The 15,614-nt window shown below is 70.5% G+C and carries 13 protein-coding genes; 8 read left to right on the top strand and 5 right to left on the bottom strand.

The features are described 5' to 3' along the window. Positions 1 to 64: 64 nt before the first annotated feature. From ACYQ78_RS05080 to cydC, 4 genes are read left to right on the top strand one after another with little or no spacing between them, the layout of a single operon-like run. Positions 65 to 1,231: a cytochrome ubiquinol oxidase subunit I gene (locus ACYQ78_RS05080; protein WP_459799484.1), complete on the top strand. Its 1,167-nt coding sequence runs from the start codon at positions 65 to 67 to the stop codon at positions 1,229 to 1,231. A gap of 8 nt (positions 1,232 to 1,239) precedes the next feature. Beyond that, the gene (locus tag ACYQ78_RS05075) at positions 1,240 to 1,932 is read left to right on the top strand and encodes a cytochrome d ubiquinol oxidase subunit II (protein WP_459799483.1); all 693 of its coding nucleotides are present in this window, start codon (positions 1,240 to 1,242) and stop codon (positions 1,930 to 1,932) included. Positions 1,933 to 1,944: 12 nt separating this feature from the next. Then, entirely contained in the window at positions 1,945 to 3,546 is a 1,602-nt protein-coding gene (gene cydD / locus ACYQ78_RS05070; protein ID WP_459799482.1) for a thiol reductant ABC exporter subunit CydD, read from the top strand. Then, entirely contained in the window at positions 3,543 to 5,222 is a 1,680-nt protein-coding gene (cydC, locus tag ACYQ78_RS05065; protein ID WP_459799481.1) for a thiol reductant ABC exporter subunit CydC, read from the top strand. Before cydD ends, cydC begins: the two co-directional genes overlap by 4 nt. Positions 5,223 to 5,224: 2 nt before the next feature. Here the strand turns inward: cydC and ACYQ78_RS05060 are convergent, their stop codons facing one another. The 5 genes from ACYQ78_RS05060 to lon all read right to left on the bottom strand — a co-directional run bounded on the left by ACYQ78_RS05060 (position 5,225) and on the right by lon (position 12,548). Further along, the gene (locus ACYQ78_RS05060) at positions 5,225 to 6,001 is read right to left on the bottom strand and encodes a phosphotransferase enzyme family protein (protein ID WP_459799480.1); all 777 of its coding nucleotides are present in this window, start codon (positions 5,999 to 6,001) and stop codon (positions 5,225 to 5,227) included. A 99-nt stretch (positions 6,002 to 6,100) separates the two neighbouring features. Next, positions 6,101 to 7,513 carry a S1C family serine protease gene (locus ACYQ78_RS05055; RefSeq protein WP_459799479.1) on the bottom strand — a complete coding sequence of 471 codons (1,413 nt, stop codon included), beginning with the start codon at positions 7,511 to 7,513 and terminating at the stop codon, positions 6,101 to 6,103. Between the two features lie 123 nt (positions 7,514 to 7,636). Then, a complete protein-coding gene (locus ACYQ78_RS05050) occupies positions 7,637 to 9,163 on the bottom strand; it encodes an acyl-CoA synthetase (RefSeq protein WP_459799478.1) in 1,527 nt (508 codons plus the stop codon). A gap of 116 nt (positions 9,164 to 9,279) precedes the next feature. Then, positions 9,280 to 9,849: a hypothetical protein gene (locus tag ACYQ78_RS05045; protein WP_459799477.1), complete on the bottom strand. Its 570-nt coding sequence runs from the start codon at positions 9,847 to 9,849 to the stop codon at positions 9,280 to 9,282. Between the two features lie 326 nt (positions 9,850 to 10,175). Then, entirely contained in the window at positions 10,176 to 12,548 is a 2,373-nt protein-coding gene (gene lon, locus ACYQ78_RS05040) for an endopeptidase La (protein ID WP_459799476.1), read from the bottom strand. A gap of 192 nt (positions 12,549 to 12,740) precedes the next feature. Here lon and ACYQ78_RS05035 point away from each other — a divergent pair, with 192 nt between their 5' ends. From ACYQ78_RS05035 to ACYQ78_RS05020, 4 genes are all read left to right on the top strand, one after another. Further along, positions 12,741 to 13,382 carry a biliverdin-producing heme oxygenase gene (locus ACYQ78_RS05035; RefSeq protein ID WP_459799475.1) on the top strand — a complete coding sequence of 214 codons (642 nt, stop codon included), beginning with the start codon at positions 12,741 to 12,743 and terminating at the stop codon, positions 13,380 to 13,382. Position 13,383: 1 nt separating this feature from the next. Continuing rightward, the gene (locus ACYQ78_RS05030) at positions 13,384 to 13,980 is read left to right on the top strand and encodes a TetR/AcrR family transcriptional regulator (RefSeq protein WP_459799474.1); all 597 of its coding nucleotides are present in this window, start codon (positions 13,384 to 13,386) and stop codon (positions 13,978 to 13,980) included. A gap of 64 nt (positions 13,981 to 14,044) precedes the next feature. Further along, a complete protein-coding gene (locus ACYQ78_RS05025; protein WP_459799473.1) occupies positions 14,045 to 14,893 on the top strand; it encodes a hypothetical protein in 849 nt (282 codons plus the stop codon). 9 nt (positions 14,894 to 14,902) lie between these two features. Further along, positions 14,903 to 15,565 carry a VOC family protein gene (locus tag ACYQ78_RS05020; protein ID WP_459799472.1) on the top strand — a complete coding sequence of 221 codons (663 nt, stop codon included), beginning with the start codon at positions 14,903 to 14,905 and terminating at the stop codon, positions 15,563 to 15,565. The last annotated feature ends 49 nt before the right edge of the window (positions 15,566 to 15,614 follow it).

The raw sequence follows: 15,614 nt of genomic DNA, 5'->3' as shown, positions 1-15,614 counted from the left end.
TGCGCGTCATGTAGCCAGTCTACATGTAGGCTCTCTATATGTAGCCAGACATAAGGAGCCATCCATGGACGTCCTCGACCTGGCCCGGTTGCAGTTCGCGGTGACGGGGAGCCTGCATTTCCTGTTCGTCGTGCTCACGCTGGGCCTGGCCCCCCTTGTGGCGATCATGCACACCCGATACGCCCGCACCGGCAACACCCTCGACGAGCGCATGACGCGCTTCTGGGGGCAGATCTATGTGACGAACTACGCGCTCGGCATCGTCACCGGCATCGTGATGGAGTTCCAGTTCGGCCTGAGCTGGAGTGGTCTGTCCCACTACGCCGGAGACGTCTTCGGCGCGCCGCTGGCCCTGGAGACGCTGATCGCGTTCTTCCTCGAATCCACGTTCCTGGGCCTGTGGATCTTCGGCTGGCACCGCCTGCCCAAGTGGCTCCACGTGGCCACGATCTGGATGGTCACGATCACGGCCTACGCGTCGGCCTTCTGGATCATGGTGGCCAACTCGTTCCTGCAGCACCCGGCCGGATCGGTGCGCGACGGCGACGTCCTGCGCCTGGACGACTTCGGCGCCCTGCTCACCAACCCGTCGCTGTCGATGGCGCTGCCCCACGTGCTGTCGGCCGGGCTGACCGTGGGCGGGTTCGTGATGATGAGCGCGAGCGCCTACCACCTGTTCCGGAAGACCCCCGACCAGGAACTCTTCGGCCGCTCGCTGCGCATGGGGATCTGGACCGCCTTCGTCGGCTCGATGCTGGTCGTGGGCTTCGGCTTCGCCCAGTTCGGGCCGGTGACGAGCGTCCAGCCCGACAAGTTCGTCGACAAGCCGCTGGCCGCGCTGGGGCTCGGGCTCATGATCCTCATCGGTCACGTGCTCCAGCTCGCCGCCCTGGCCCTGGTCGTCGTGGTCAAGTGGGCGCCCGGCTGGCGCTTCCTGCACCCGCTGATCCTGCTGCTCACCCCGCTGCCGTTCGTGGCCGCGATCCTCGGGTGGATCGCCCGGGAGGAGGGCCGCCAGCCGTGGATGATCTGGGACCGGCTGAAGGTCGCCGACGCGATCACCCCCGGGCTGACCGGCGGCCAGATCACCCTGTCGTTCGTCGGGTTCGCAGGGGTGCTGTCCCTGCTGGCGGTCGCCGACTACGTGCTGATCGTGCGGATCATCCGCAGAGGTCCCCATGAGGTCGCGCTGGGCGAGCACCCGGCCCCCGAACCCGTGCTGAGCTACTAGGAGTGGTGATGGAAGTCCTCTGGTTCGGCGTGCTGGCGCTGCTGCTCGCCGGATATTTCGCCCTTGAGGGGTTCGACCTCGGGGTCGGGCTGCTGCTGCCCGTCACGCCCGACCGCGACCGCGCGATCGGGGCCATCGGGCCGTTCGTCCTGGCCAACGAGGTGTGGCTGATCGCGGTCGCGGGGGTGCTGTTCGGCGCGTTCCCCGCGCTCGAACACGTGCTGAGCGCCAACTACGCCGCCGTGGTGCTGCTGCTGGTCTCGTGGGTGGTCAGGGACGCCGGCCTCTGGTTCCGCCGCCGCCTGCTCTCCCCCGCCTTCTGGGAGTACGGCATCGCTCTCGGCTCCCTCGGCATCTGCCTGGCCTGGGGCCTGATCCTGGCCGGTCTGGCCGGTTTCCCCCTCCCCATCGGTCTCCTGTACGGCCTCCTCATCGCCGCCCTCTTCGTGCTGCACGGCCGGCGGTTCCTCGAATGGCGGCTGACCGGCGGGGGATCTCTGCTGGTCACCGGGGCGCTGGCGGCCGTACCGGCGCTGGTGCCGATGGTCGGGATGGCGACCGAGGTGCTCGGGAACGCGGCCCCGTCGGCGAACCTGACGGTGCTGACGCTTATGGTGTTGCCGTTCGTCCCGCTCATGGCCGGGGCGCAGATCTGGGTGTGGCGGGCCTTCGGAAGGGGTCCGGTCCCCACCTACTTCTGACCGGGGGGTTGGATGCACAGGGATCTCGTGCGGCTGCTGCCGCGCCGCCACCTGGTGGTGTGCCTCGGCGCGGCGGTCGTGGCCGGGCTGCTGGTCCTGGTGCAGGCCGAGCTGCTGGCCGGGGTGCTGTCGGGGCGGTTCGCGGTCGGCATGCTGGGCTGGCTGGCCGTGGTGATCGCGGCGCGCGGGGCGCTCGGCTGGATCCAGGGCGTGGCGGCCGGGGCGACCGCGAGCGGGGTGAAGTCGGAGCTGCGCCACCGGCTGCTGCGCCGCTTCCAGGGCATGAGCCCGGCCGAGACCCGTTCGGGCGAACTGGTCACGCTGACCGGCCGGGGCCTCGACGCCCTCGACCCCTATCTGACCGGCTACCTGCCGTCGATCGCCGTCGCGGCCGTGGTGCCCGCGGCGGTGATCGTCCGGTTGTTCGTCGCCGACCTGACGACGGCGTTGATCGTGCTGGTCACGGTGCCGCTCATCCCCATCTTCGGCGCGCTGGTCGGCATGACGACCAAGGCGGTCACCGAGAAGCAGTGGTCGGCGCTGGCCCGGCTCGGCGGTCACTTCCTCGACGTGGTGCGCGGCCTGCCGACCCTGCGGGCGTTCGGCCGGGCCCGCTACCAGGCGACCGTGATCCACGACGTGGCCGGGGCCCACCGGTCGGCCACGATGAAGACGCTGCGGGTGGCGTTCCTGTCGTCGCTCGTGCTCGAACTGATCGCCTCGCTGTCGCTGGCGCTGGTCGCGGTGCCGGTGGGCCTGCGGCTGCTCTCGGGCTCGCTCGACCTGACGACCGCGCTGCTCGTGCTGCTGCTCGCCCCCGAGGCCTACCTGCCGCTGCGGGCGATGGGCACCCGCTTCCACGCCGCGATGGAGGGCGTGACCGCCGCCGACCAGGCGTTCGCCCTGCTCGAAGGCGCCGAACCCGCCTCTCCCCGGTCGGCGACGGTGACCGAGCGCGTGCCCGAGATCCGCCTCGAAGGCGTGACCGTCCGCTATCCGGGCCGCGACGACCCCGCCCTGCTCGACGTCTCGCTCACCATCGCCCCCGGCGAACGGGTGGCCCTGGTCGGCGAGAGCGGCGCGGGCAAGAGCACCCTGCTCCACCTGCTGCTGGGCTTCGTCGCCCCCTCCGAGGGCCGGGTGCTCGTCGGCGGGGCCGACCTGGCCACACTCGACCTGGAGCGGTGGCGGCGTCAACTGGCCTTCGTCCCGCAGCGCCCCCATCTGTTCGCCACGTCGGTGGCGGGCAACATCGCGCTCGACGGCGCCGCCTCCCCCGAGGCGATCCGCGCGGCGGCGGTCTCGGCCCAGGCCGACGTCTTCATCACCGATCTGCCCGAGGGCTACGACACCGTCATCGGCGAACGCGGCGCCGACCTGTCGGCGGGCCAGCGCCAGCGCCTGGCCCTGGCCCGCGCCTTCTGCCGCCCCGACGCGGGTCTCCTTCTTCTGGACGAACCCACGGCCCGCCTCGACGGCCGCAGCGAGGCCGCGGTCATCGAGGCCACCCGCCACCTGGCCGAGGGCCGCACGGCGGTGATCGTCGCCCACCGCCCGGCGATGATCGCCCTGGCCGACCGGGTGATCCGGGTGAACGACGGAGTGATCGCATGAGCTTCCTCATCTGGAACCGGCGGCTGCTGGTGGCCGCGCTCGCCGGGTCGGCCGCCGACCTGGCCGGGCTGGGGCTGATCGCGTCGGCCGCGTGGCTGATCACCCGGGCCGCGCAGCAGCCCGAACTGGCCGCGCTGTCGGTGGCGATCGTGGCGGTGAGGGCGTTCGCGACCTCCCGGGGCGTCTTCCGCTACGCCGAGAGGCTCTCCGGGCACGACGTCGCGCTGCGAGCCCAAGCGGCCACGCGCGAACGGCTCTACGACGCGCTGATCCCGGCCGGCCCTCTGTCGCACCGGGGCGCCGACCTGCTGAGCCGGATGGTCGACGACACCGACGCCGTACAGGACCTGCTGGTCAGATGTCTGCTGCCGGCCATCGCCGCGCTGGTCACGGGGGTGACGGCGGTGGTCATCGCGGTCTTCCTGCTGCCGCTCGCCGCCGTGGTGCTGGCGGCCGGGCTGGTCGTGGCGGGGGTGCTGCTCCCTGCGGCCACGGCGGCGCTGGCACAGCGGTGGACCGCCCGGCTGGCGCCCGCGCGGGCCGACCTGGCCGCGCACACCGCCGACCTGGTGCACGGGTCGGCCGACCTCGCCGCCTACGGCGCGACCGGGCGAGCGCTCGACGCCGCCGCCGCTGCCGACGACCGGCTGGCCCGGCTGGAACGCGGGCAGGCCCGCGTCAACGCGACCGCGCTGGCCACCGGGGTGCTGACGCAGGGGCTCACCGTCGTGATCGTGGTCGCCGTGGCCTCGGCGCTCGACGCGGGGTCGATCGCGACCGCCGTGCTCGCGCTGACGTCGCTCGTCGCGTTCGAGCCGGTGCTGCCGCTGGCGGTGGCCGGAGAGCGGCTGACCGGGGTGCTCGCGGCGGTCCGGCGGCTGCGCGAGATCGAGGCCACTCCCCCGGCGGTGCCGGTGCCCGCCGCGCCACTGCCCCGGCCCGAGGGGCCGCTGACGGTGGTGGTCGAGGATCTCGTCGTCCGGCACGGCGACCGCCCCGCGCTCGGCGGGGTCGCCCTCACCCTCACGCCGGGGAAGCGCGTCGCCGTCGTGGGGCCGAGCGGGGCGGGCAAGAGCACACTGCTCTCGGCGCTGATGCGGACCGTCGACATCGTGTCGGGAACGATCACCGTCAACGGCGCCGACCTGCGCCGCATCCCGCCCGACGACGCCCGCGCCCTGATGACCGGTCTCACCCAGGACCCCTACGTCTTCCAGACCACCTTCCGCGACAACCTCCGCCTCGCCGGTCCCGAGGCCGGAGACGAGGAGCTGGAGCGCGCGGTCCGGGAGGCCAGGCTCGCCACCTTCACCGACCGCGCCGGATGGGACGTCCAGCTGGGCGAGGACGGCCGCACCCTGTCGGGCGGCCAGATCCAGCGCCTCGCCCTGGCCCGCGCCCTCCTCTACGACCCGCCCGTCCTGCTCCTCGACGAACCCGCCGAGGCCCTCGACGAGACGACCGCCGACGCCCTGATGGCCGACCTCCTCGACGCCACCCGGGGCCGCACCACCCTCCTGGTCACCCACCGGCTGCGCGGGCTGGAGGCGGTCGACGAGATCGTCGTCCTGGAAGACGGGCTGGTCATCCAGCGTGGCCCTCATCGGGAACTCGTCGTGGCCGACGGCTACTACCGCGAACTCTGGGAAGCCGAGAACATGATCAGAAGAGGCTGACCTCACGACAGCAGGGCGTCCGCCCACAGTCGTTCCCGCTCTTCGATGTACTCCGCGTCGTTCCGCCAAACGTCGCCGTGGCCTTCGTCCCACAGCCTCATCCACGGCTGGACACCGTCGGTCGCCTGGCGCCGCAGGAAGTCGTGCATCGACCGGGTGCGCGCGCCGAGGAGTGGCGGCAGGAGCCCGCGCTCGTCCTCGCTCAGGTCGTAGGCGTCGGCGAAGACCCTCAGCCGGTGCGCGGCGTCGTCGCGCCGCCAGGCCGGGTCGGCCGACAGCGGGACGAAGCCGTGGACGGCGTAGGCGACGTCCCACAGGCGGGTTCCCGGGCCGGCGCCGTCCCAGTCGATGAGCACCCAGTCATGGTCGTCGTCCGCGACCAGGTTCCACGGGGCGAGGTCGTGGTGGGCGATGATGTCGGCCCCGTCGGGCGGAATGAAGACGCGCCAGCGGGCGTCCGCCGGAGGGACGAACTCCCGCACGGCGTCGTGGAAGTCCCTGATCAACCGCGCGACCCGCGCTAGGCCTTCGACGGGGTCCACCAGGAAGAAGCGATCCGGCCACATGACCGGGCCGGGCGCGAAGGTGAGCACCTCACGTCCGCGATCATCGATACCGAGCGGGCGGGGAGCACCCGTGAATCCCACGTCGTGCAGGTGAGAGAGCAGGGCGTGTACGGCGGGAGTCCAGGGACCGGCGGGCCGGCGCACCGTGTCCCCCACCCGGACCACGCCGGTACTGACATTCCCTCCGGAAAGCGGTTCCTCCACATCGTCCATGCCCCAGTAGAACCCGCACCCACGGGAAAAGCCGACGGCGCCCCCCATGCGCTGGGGGCGCCGCCGGCTTCCCTGTTCCCTACCCGAGAGGTACCCGAGTCAGCTCGTCGTCTTCTCCTCCAGTGTGATCGTCGCCGTGTTCGCCTGACCGTTCCGGACGTAGCTCACTGTCACCTTGGTGCCCGGCTGGTGCCCGCGGATGATGCCGACGACGGTCTCGCCGGCGTCGATCGGGGTGTCGTCGACCTTGGTGATGATGTCGCCCTGCTGGAGGCCCGCCTTGGCGGCGGGGCCGTTGGGCTCGACCGTCGACACCAGCGCGCCCGGGGTGTCGCCGGTGGCGTCGCCGACGCTCACGCCGAGGTAGGCGTGGACGGCCTTCCCGGTCTTGATGAGCTGGTCGGCGACGTTCTTGGCGGTGTTGATCGGGATCGCGAAGCCGACGCCGATGTTGCCGGAGCCGCCGGAGGTCGCGATCGCGGTGTTGATGCCGATGACCTGGCCCGCCGAGTTGACCAGGGCGCCGCCCGAGTTGCCGGGGTTGATCGCCGCGTCGGTCTGGACCATGCCGCCGATCGTGGTGGTCGTCTCGGCGGGCTGCTGCTGTTGCTGCTCGTCGGGGCCGAAGCCGCCGCCCCAGCCGGGGGGCAGTTGCTGGCCGCCACCGCCGCCGCCCTCGCCCGAGGTGACCGTACGGTCCAGCGCCGACACGATGCCCGAGGTGACCGAGCCTTCCAGGCCGAGCGGGCTGCCGATCGCGAGCACCGACTCACCCACCTGGAGGGCGTCGCTGTCGCCGAGTGAGGCGGCGGTCAGGCCCGTGACGCCGGTGGCGCGGATGACCGCGATGTCGGTGGTCGGGTCGGTGCCGACGAGGGTCGCCTGGGCGGTGCGGCCGTCGCTGAACTTGACCTGCATCTGGGCGTTGGCCCCGGCGCCGGCGACCACGTGGTTGTTGGTGAGGATCAGTCCGTCGGCCGAGAGGATCACGCCGGAGCCCTCGCCCTGGCCCTGCTGCGACGTGACGGTGATCATGACCACCGACGGCTGCACGGCCTTGGCGACCGCCGCGATCGAACCGGCCATCGGCGCCTGCCGGACGGTCGCGCCGCTGTTGTTGGCGATCGGGCTGACCGCCACCGGCACGCCGTCGTCGTTCATGGCGTTGGTGATGAGGGCCCCTGCGACCCCACCGCCGATCGCCACGGCGGCGAGGGCGAGCACCGACACGCCCCGCTTCCAGGCCCGGCCGTCCGACCGCTGGTGCCGGGGCGGCTCCGGCGGGACGGGCGGGAGACCGAAGACGGCGGTGTCGCCGGTCGGGTTCGCGCCGACGTGTCCCTGGATGGGGCCGGGCTCCTGTGGCGGCGGGGGCGGTGCGAAGTACGGGGTGGGCCGGTCGGCCCGGTAGTCGCCGTGTTGCGGTGCGCGCCGGCCGAACTGACTCCAGCCACGCGCGTCCAGGACCTCGGTGGTCCCCTGTTCGTTCTCCCGCCGCTCGTCAGCGCTCATCTCTGCCATCCCCTAACCGGATTCCCCCGGCTCCCTCGGGGCCGGTGGTTCTAAGATGGCAAATCCTCGATAAGGCCCGCTTAAGCGATCAGCCCGCTGACCTGGCGAAACCGAACGATCTCCTTATCTTCCCTGCTCCGGCCGGTATTCGTCCCGCAAAATTCGTTTGTACAACTTTCCGGTGGGATGCCGGGGAAGCTCCGTACGGAAGTCCACGGACCTCGGGCACTTGTAGTGGGCCAGGTTCTCGCGGCAGTAGGCGATCAGTTCGGCCGCGAGTTCCGGTCCGGCCGACGACGGGTCGACCGGCTCGACGACGGCCTTCACCTGTTCGCCCATCTCCTCGTCGGGCACCCCGAAGACGGCCACGTCGGCGACCTTCGGGTGGACGGCCAGGAGGTTCTCGGCCTCCTGCGGGTAGATGTTCACCCCGCCCGAGATGATCATGTAGGAGCTGCGGTCGGTCAGGTAGAGGAAGCCCTCGTCGTCGAGGTGGCCGATGTCGCCGAGGGTCGACCAGCCCCGGCCCTTCGGGTCGTGCGCGGCGGCGGTCTTCTCCGGATCGCCGTGGTAGACGAAGCGGGGCCCGTCGGAGATGTACACGGCGCCGGTCTCCCCCGCCGCCAGTTCCTCGCCGTCGGGGTCGAGGATGTGCAGCTTGCCGAGCAGCGGCCGCCCCACGGTGCCCTTGTGGGCGAGCCAGTCGTGCGGGCCGGCGTACACGAAGCCGTTGCCCTCGGTGCCCGCGTAGTACTCGTGGACGATGGGCCCCCACCAGGCCATCATCTGTTCCTTGACCGGGATCGGGCAGGGCGCGGCGGCGTGGATCGCGTAGGCCAGCGTCGACAGGTCGAACCCGGCCCGGACCTCGGCGGGGAGCTTCAGGAACTTGATGAAGTGGGTCGGCACCCACTGGGAGTGGGTGACGCCGTACTTCTCGATGGCGGCCAGGGCCGGTTCGGGGTCGAAGCGGTCCATCACGACGACGGTGGCGCCGAAGCGCTGGAAGGTGAGCGAGTAGCGCAGCGGGGCGGCGTGGTAGAGCGGCGCGGGCGACAGGTAGACGCTGTCGGCGGTGGGCGCGAACAGGAAGCCGATGAGGTTCATCAGCGGGCCGGGGTCGTCGAGGGGGCGTCCGGTCCAGTTGGGTTTGACGCCCTTCGGGCGGCCGGTGGTGCCCGAAGAGTAGAGCATGTCGATGCCCTGCACCTCGTCGGCCACGGGGGTGGCGGGCAGGGGGGCGACCGCCTCCTCGTACGAGAGGAAGCCGGGCACCGTGCCGTCGAGCATGAGCCGCAGCGGCGGCCCGGTCACCGCGGCGGCCGTCCCGGCGCACGCCGCCGAGGAGATGAACGCCTTCGCCCCGCAGTTCTCCACGATGTACGTCAGCTCGCCCGCCTGCAGCCGCGAACTGATCGCCGTGTAGAACAGCCCGGACCGCTGGGCCGCCCACGCGATCACGAGGAAGAGCGGATGGTTCTCCAGCATGAACGCGATGTGGTCGCCCGGCCGCAGCCCGGCCTCGCGCAGCAGATGGGCGAGGCGGTTCGACTCCTCGTCGAGTTCCCGGTAGGTGACCACGCGGCCGCTACCGGCCATGATCACAGCGGGTTTGTCAGGGCTCACGGCGGCGATGGCACCCGGATACATGACCGAACGGTACTCGGTGATCGTCGGGCTGGAAAGAACGCGAAACGGCCCGCGCCGGGATTGGCGCGGGCCGTTCAGTAGACCGCTCAGCCTACCGTTCTTGGGGATCTAGCAGCTCAGACGGCTGCGTACACCGGCGACCAGGGGCCGTAGAAGCCCTTGGGGCCGAAGAAGTTACCGCGGGAGACCTGGACGTCGATCGTGTTCACGTTCTTCTCGGTGAAGCCGATCCAGTCGCTGCCCTTGTCGCAGTTCTTGAACTTCTCGTAGGACGTGTGACCGTCGAGGTCCTCGATCTTGAAGACGGCCCAGGCGCACTTGTACTTCTTGTCGCCCCACCACTTGTGGTTCGTGAGTTCACCCTTGACCGTGATCTTGGTGTACTCCTCCCACTTCCAGGACCACTTCTTGTCCCACTTCCAGCCGACGACCTTGCACTTCTTGTCGCCGTGCTCCCACCAGCACTTCTTGATGGGCTTCTTGAACTTCTCCCAGTACCAGACCTTCTTCTTCTCGTGGTCGAGGATGTACTTGCCCTCGGCCTCGGCCTTGTGGTCGGCGGAGAAGTAGGGGCCCCAGTCCCCGACGAACGGGGAGGCGCTGGCGGTCGCGGGAGCGGCGACCGCGCCGGCGATGAGGGCGGCGGCGACGCCACCGGTCACCAGGAGCTTCTTGATGAATCGCATTTCCGGATTCCTCTCGGGACGAGGAGTTTGACAAGCAAAGAGATAGGCCGTCCCAGTAGAGGGTGAATAGCGAGTGACTTGAACCTCGCTTTAAGCCGCAGGTCACACCCCGGAAACGAGGCTCATCACGCGTTCCCGCAGCTCAGAACCGGCGTCGGCGGCCGATCCTGGAGTGAAGGGTGGGGCCGGGTCATACTCGACCGCCGGCTGAGCGGCCCTGGCGGTGTCTCGTCCCGCATCAGACCGATCCGGTGCGTCTGGCTCCCGCCGACCAAATGGCGAAGGGGCTCCCCCTGTCCCGGGGAGCCCCTTCGGGTCGTGCGGTGTTACGCGGCGGCCGTCTGCCCGACCGTCGCCGGGGTGAGCGCGATCTCCAGGACCTCGCGCACGTCGCTGACGGCGTGGACCGTGAGGTCGGCGAGCACCTCGGCCGGCACATCGTCGAGATCGGGCTCGTTGCGGGCCGGGATCAGGACCGTCTTCATGCCCGCCCGGTGGGCGGCCAGCAGCTTCTGCTTGACGCCGCCGATCGGGAGGACCCGGCCGGTCAGCGACACCTCACCGGTCATCGCCACGTCGTTGCGCACCGGGCGCCCGCTGAGCAGCGAGGCCAGGGCGGTCGTCATGGTGACGCCGGCCGAGGGGCCGTCCTTCGGCACCGCGCCCGCGGGGACGTGGATGTGGACCTGACGGTCCTTGAGCGAACCGACCGGCAGTTCCAGCTCCGCGCCGCGTGAGCGCAGGTAGGAGAGCGCGATCTGGGCCGACTCCTTCATCACGTCACCGAGCTGACCGGTCAGGGTCACCCCGGTCGAGCCGGTCTCGGGGTCGGCCAGCGACGCCTCGACGTAGAGGACGTCGCCGCCCGCGCCGGTCACCGCGAGGCCGGTGGACACGCCGGGCACCGAGGTGCGCTGGCGCGACTCCGGCAGCGACGACTCGGGCACGTGGCGCGGCCGCCCGAGGTAGGCGACCAGGTCGGCGTCGGCGACGGTCAGCGGGAGGGCCCGCTCGCCCATCGAGACCGACGCCGCGACCTTGCGCAGGATCCGCGCGACCGCCCGCTCCAGTGAACGGACGCCCGCCTCACGGGTGTACTCGCCCGCGACGCGGCGCAGCGCCTCGTCGTCGATCGTGACCTCTTCGGGGGTCAGGCCCGCCTTCTCGAGCTGCCGGGGCAGCAGGTGGTCGCGGGCGATGACGACCTTCTCGTCTTCGGTGTAGCCGTCGAGGGTGACGATGTCCATGCGGTCGAGCAGCGGGCCGGGGATCTGCTCCAGCGCGTTGGCCGTGGCCAGGAACAGCACGTCGGACAGGTCGAGCTCGACCTCGAGGTAGTGGTCGCGGAACGTGTGGTTCTGCGCCGGGTCGAGCACCTCCAGCAGGGCGGCGGTGGGGTCGCCCCGGTAGTCGGCGCCGATCTTGTCGACCTCGTCGAGCAGCACGACCGGGTTCATCGACCCGGCCTCGCGGATGGCCCGGACGATGCGGCCCGGCAGCGCGCCGACGTAGGTGCGCCGGTGGCCGCGGATCTCCGCCTCGTCGCGGATGCCGCCCAGCGCGACCCGGACGAACTTGCGGCCCATGGCCCGCGCGACCGACTCGCCGAGCGAGGTCTTGCCGACTCCGGGAGGACCGGCCAGCGCGAGCACCGCGCCGGAGCGCCGGCCGCCGACGACGCCGAGCCCCTGGTCGGCACGGCGCTTGCGGACCGCCAGGTATTCGATGATCCGGTCCTTCACGTCGTCGAGGCCGGTGTGGTCGGCGTCGAGGATCGCGCGGGCGCCGGCGATGTCGTAGGCGTCTTCGGTGCGGTCGTTCCACGGCAGGTCGAGCACGGTGTCGAGCCAGGTGCGGATCCAGCCGGTCTCGGGCGACTGGTCGGAGGTGCGCTCGAGCTTGTCGACCTCCTTGAGGGCCGCCTCGCGCACCTTGGCGGGCAGGTCGGCCGCCTCGACGCGGGCGCGGTAGTCCTCCTCCTCGGTCTCGGGATCGCCGTTCAGCTCGGCCAGTTCCTTGCGGACGGCCGCGAGCTGCTGGCGGAGCAGGAACTCGCGCTGCTGCTTCTCCATGCCTTCTTGGACGTCCTTGCGGATCGTCTCGGCGACGTCGACCTCGGCCAGGTGGTCGCGGGCCCAGCCCACGAGCTTCTCCAGCCGCTCGCCCGCGTCGGAGGTCTCCAGGAGCAGCAGCTTCTGGGCGGTCGACAGCCAGGGCGCGTAGCCGGAGCTGTCGGCCAGGACCGAGGCGTCGTCGATGCCGTTGACCTGGTCGACGACCTGCCAGGCGCCGCGCTTCTGCAGGATCGTGGTGGTGAGCGCCTTGTACTCCTTCATCAGGGAGCTCACCTTGGCGTCGGGCTCCTCCGTGCTCTTCGGCACGATGGTGGCCTCAACCCACAGGGCCGCGCCGGGACCGGTCGTGCCGGTGCCCACGCGGGCGCGCGACACGCCCCGCACCACCGCGGCGGGCTCGCCCCCGGGCAGCCTGCCGACCTGTTCGACCACGGCGGTGACACCGACCGCGCCGTAGTGCCCGTCGATGCGGGGCACCAGGAGGACGTGGGGCTTCTTCGCACCGGTCGCCTGGGCGGCCTCGATGGCCGCGCGCACCTCAGAGTCGGACAGATCGAGGGGGACGACCATGCCGGGCAGGACGACCTCGTCGTCCAGCGGCAGGACGGGAAGGATCTCAGTCATGCGTACTCCTCAGCCTTGAGTTATATGCGCTCAACTAAGGCGAGTCCCTCTGTGTTCCCAAGCTTGCGCGAGTTCGCTGAGAGCGATCGTAATTCTGTAATCAGGTTTAACGACACCCTGTCATCAACCTGTTGACGAGCACCGCGAAGGTTTGTGACACTTCGTCATGAACGACACGCTGAGGAGCCTGCGATGGGTTTTGCCGAGGTCCTGCGGACCGCCACCTGGACCGACCACGAGTCCGCGGAGGACGACAGCTACCTGAAGAACCTGATGGCAGGGCGTCTTAGTCCCGAGGCCTACGGCGAGATGGTCGCCCAGCACTACTTCGCCTATGTGGCCTTGGACGGCGCCTCGAAGCGGCTGGCCGACGACCCGGTCGCCGGGCCCTTCGTGTTCCCCGAGCTCTACCGCGAAGAGGCTCTGGTACGCGACCTCCGGGCGATCTACGGCGACGACTGGGCCGGGCGGATCGCCCCCAGCAAGCCCACTCAGACCCTGGTCGCCCGGATCAACCAGGTTTCCGACTCGCCGGCCGGATATGTGGCGCACCATTACACTCGATACCTCGGTGACCTGTCCGGCGGACAGTTCATCCGCATGGAACTGCAGAAGATCTACGGCTACGGCAAGGGGGGCGGGGTGGACTTCTACCACTTCGACATCGGCAGCCTCCCCCGCTTCAAGGACGAATACCGCCGCCGCCTCGACGTGCTCGGCGAGAGCCTCGACGAGGCCGGGCGGCAGCGGATGATCCGCGAGACACGCCTGGCCTACCAGCTCAACACCGAAGTGCTCGGAGACCTCGGCCGGGTGGCCCGGGTGGCGGCCTGACGTGCCCCGCATCTCGGCCGCCACGATCGGCGAGCACCGCGCGCAGACCCAGGAGAAGATCCTGGAGGCGATCGCGCGCCTGGCTCGCCGGCAGGGCATCGACGCGATCTCGATGACCGAACTGGCGGCCGAGGCGGGCATCACCCGGACCGTTCTCTACAACTACTTCCCCGACAAGACGGCACTGCTGCTGGCTTTCACCGAACGCGTGACGCAGTACTTCGTCGAGAGTTACGCCCGCGACCTTCCCGCCGACGCCTCTCCTTCGGTGCGGCTCCGCGCTTTCATCCGCCTTCAGCTCACCGGATTGGTCGCCCATCCGCATCCCGGCGCGGCCGACCTTTCCGCCACTCTCGGCCCCGACGCCTATCAGCGTCTGGCCGCCCACGTGGCGCCGATGCAGGCCATTCTGCGGGAGATCATCCAGTCGGGTGTCGACTCCGGCGAGTTCGCGACCAGCGACGTCGAGGCCGCGGCACGGGCGGTGCTGGCGGTGCTGGGGTCCGAACGCATTCCGCTGACCGAGGGCGGCCGCAGCCTGGAAGAGGCGGAAGAATTCGTCTCGGATTTCTCACTGAGGGCGCTGGGAAGCGAATAGCAACCGAAAATTAGGCTTGACGGCGCGAAGGTTCTGCGCGGCGGCCAGCTATGATCATCGCTTTGTGTCCCCACGATTAGCGACGGTCGTCGTCGGGCTTTACTGCGCCGCCGCCATCATCCTTTCGATGTTCTCGGTGGCGGATTTCCTCTTCACCGCACCGGGGCGAACCTTCTATTTCCCCGACGAGGACCTCGGGGTGAGGCTGCTCTGGCTCGTCTCCCTGGGGCTGCGCGCCTGGGCGCTCTGGCTGCTGCTGGTCCGGCCGCCGCTCGCGGGCGCGCGGTGGGTGCGGGTACTGCGGATTCTCCTGTACGCCAACATCGTGGCGGCGATCCTGATGCCGGTCATCCGGATGCTCCCCGAATGGACGCCGTTCCTCCTCTCCCTGCTGAACCTGCCGATCATGATCATGCTGCCGCTCACGTTCCGGGGCGCGCCTCTCCCGCTCCGGGCGATCGTGGTGGGCGTCGGCGGCGGGGCCATGGCGCTGAGCGTGCTCCAGATCGCCGACCTGGCCCAGGTCGCCTCCGTCATCTGGCTGACGGCGGTGGTGCTGTTCCAAGCGGTCGACCGGGCGCGGCCCGTCGTGTTCGGAGTGGGGCTCCTGGCCGTGGCGCACGGCGTGTACTCCCACCTGGCGATTCCGACGACGTTCACCGCGTACGCACCTTTGGAGGCGATGCCTCCACTCGTGGTGGTCGAGACGACCGCGGTCATCTCTGTGGTCTGGCACGCGCTCACCGCCGACGAACTGGGGCGCGAACGGCCGGCCGCGCCCCCGCGGCCCTGGCCGGTCTGGCTGGGGGCGCTGGTGGTGGGTGTTCTGGTCGCGGTCGGGCTGGTGCTGCTGGCGCCGGGGTTGCACGAACCGGCGGATATCGAGTGGAACCCGGCGTATTTCGAGGGCTAGCGTGGCCGGATGGCCGCTCAGCTCGACGCTCTCTGTATCGACGCGCACGACCCGCCCGCGCTCGCCCGGTTCTGGGGCGGGGTGCTGGGCTGGAAGCCGGGCGACGGCAACTCGCTCGTCCCGACTGATGACACCGGGTTCGAGCTGCGGTTTCTGCCCACCGATGTGGCGAAGTCCGTACAGAACCCGATGCATTTCGATCTGACGAGCGCCTCGCTCGACCAGCAGCGGGAGACGGTGGCGCGGGTGCTGGCGCTCGGGGGGCGGCACGTCGACGTCGGGCAGCTGCCCGAGGAGGATCACGTCGTGCTCGGGGATCCCGAGGGGAACGAGTTCTGTGTGATCGGGCCGGGGAACGCGTTCCTCGCCGAGTGCGGGTTCGTGGGGGCGCTGGCCTGCGACGGGTCGCAGGCGGTCGGGTATTTCTGGAGCGCGGTGCTCGGGTGGCCGCTGGTGTGGGACCAGGACGAGGAGACGGCGATCCGGTCGCCGCACGGCGGGCCGAAGATCACGTGGGGCGGTCCTCCGCTGCCGGTCAAGACGGGGCCGAACCGGCTCCGCTTCGCGCTCTCGGGGGCCGAGGTCTCCTGGCTGGTCTCCCTGGGGGCCACCCGGCTCGGCGACGGGCTGATGGCCGATCCCGACGGCAACGAGTTCACCGTCTCCCGGTAGTCGAGAAAGTTTCAAGGACCACCCCCTCGGCCGTCACAGGTCAGAGGCA

Source organism: Herbidospora sp. RD11066, assembly GCF_054661255.1.
Note: the sequence above shows the minus strand (reverse complement) of the source record. Positions and strands in the feature narration are given on the sequence as shown.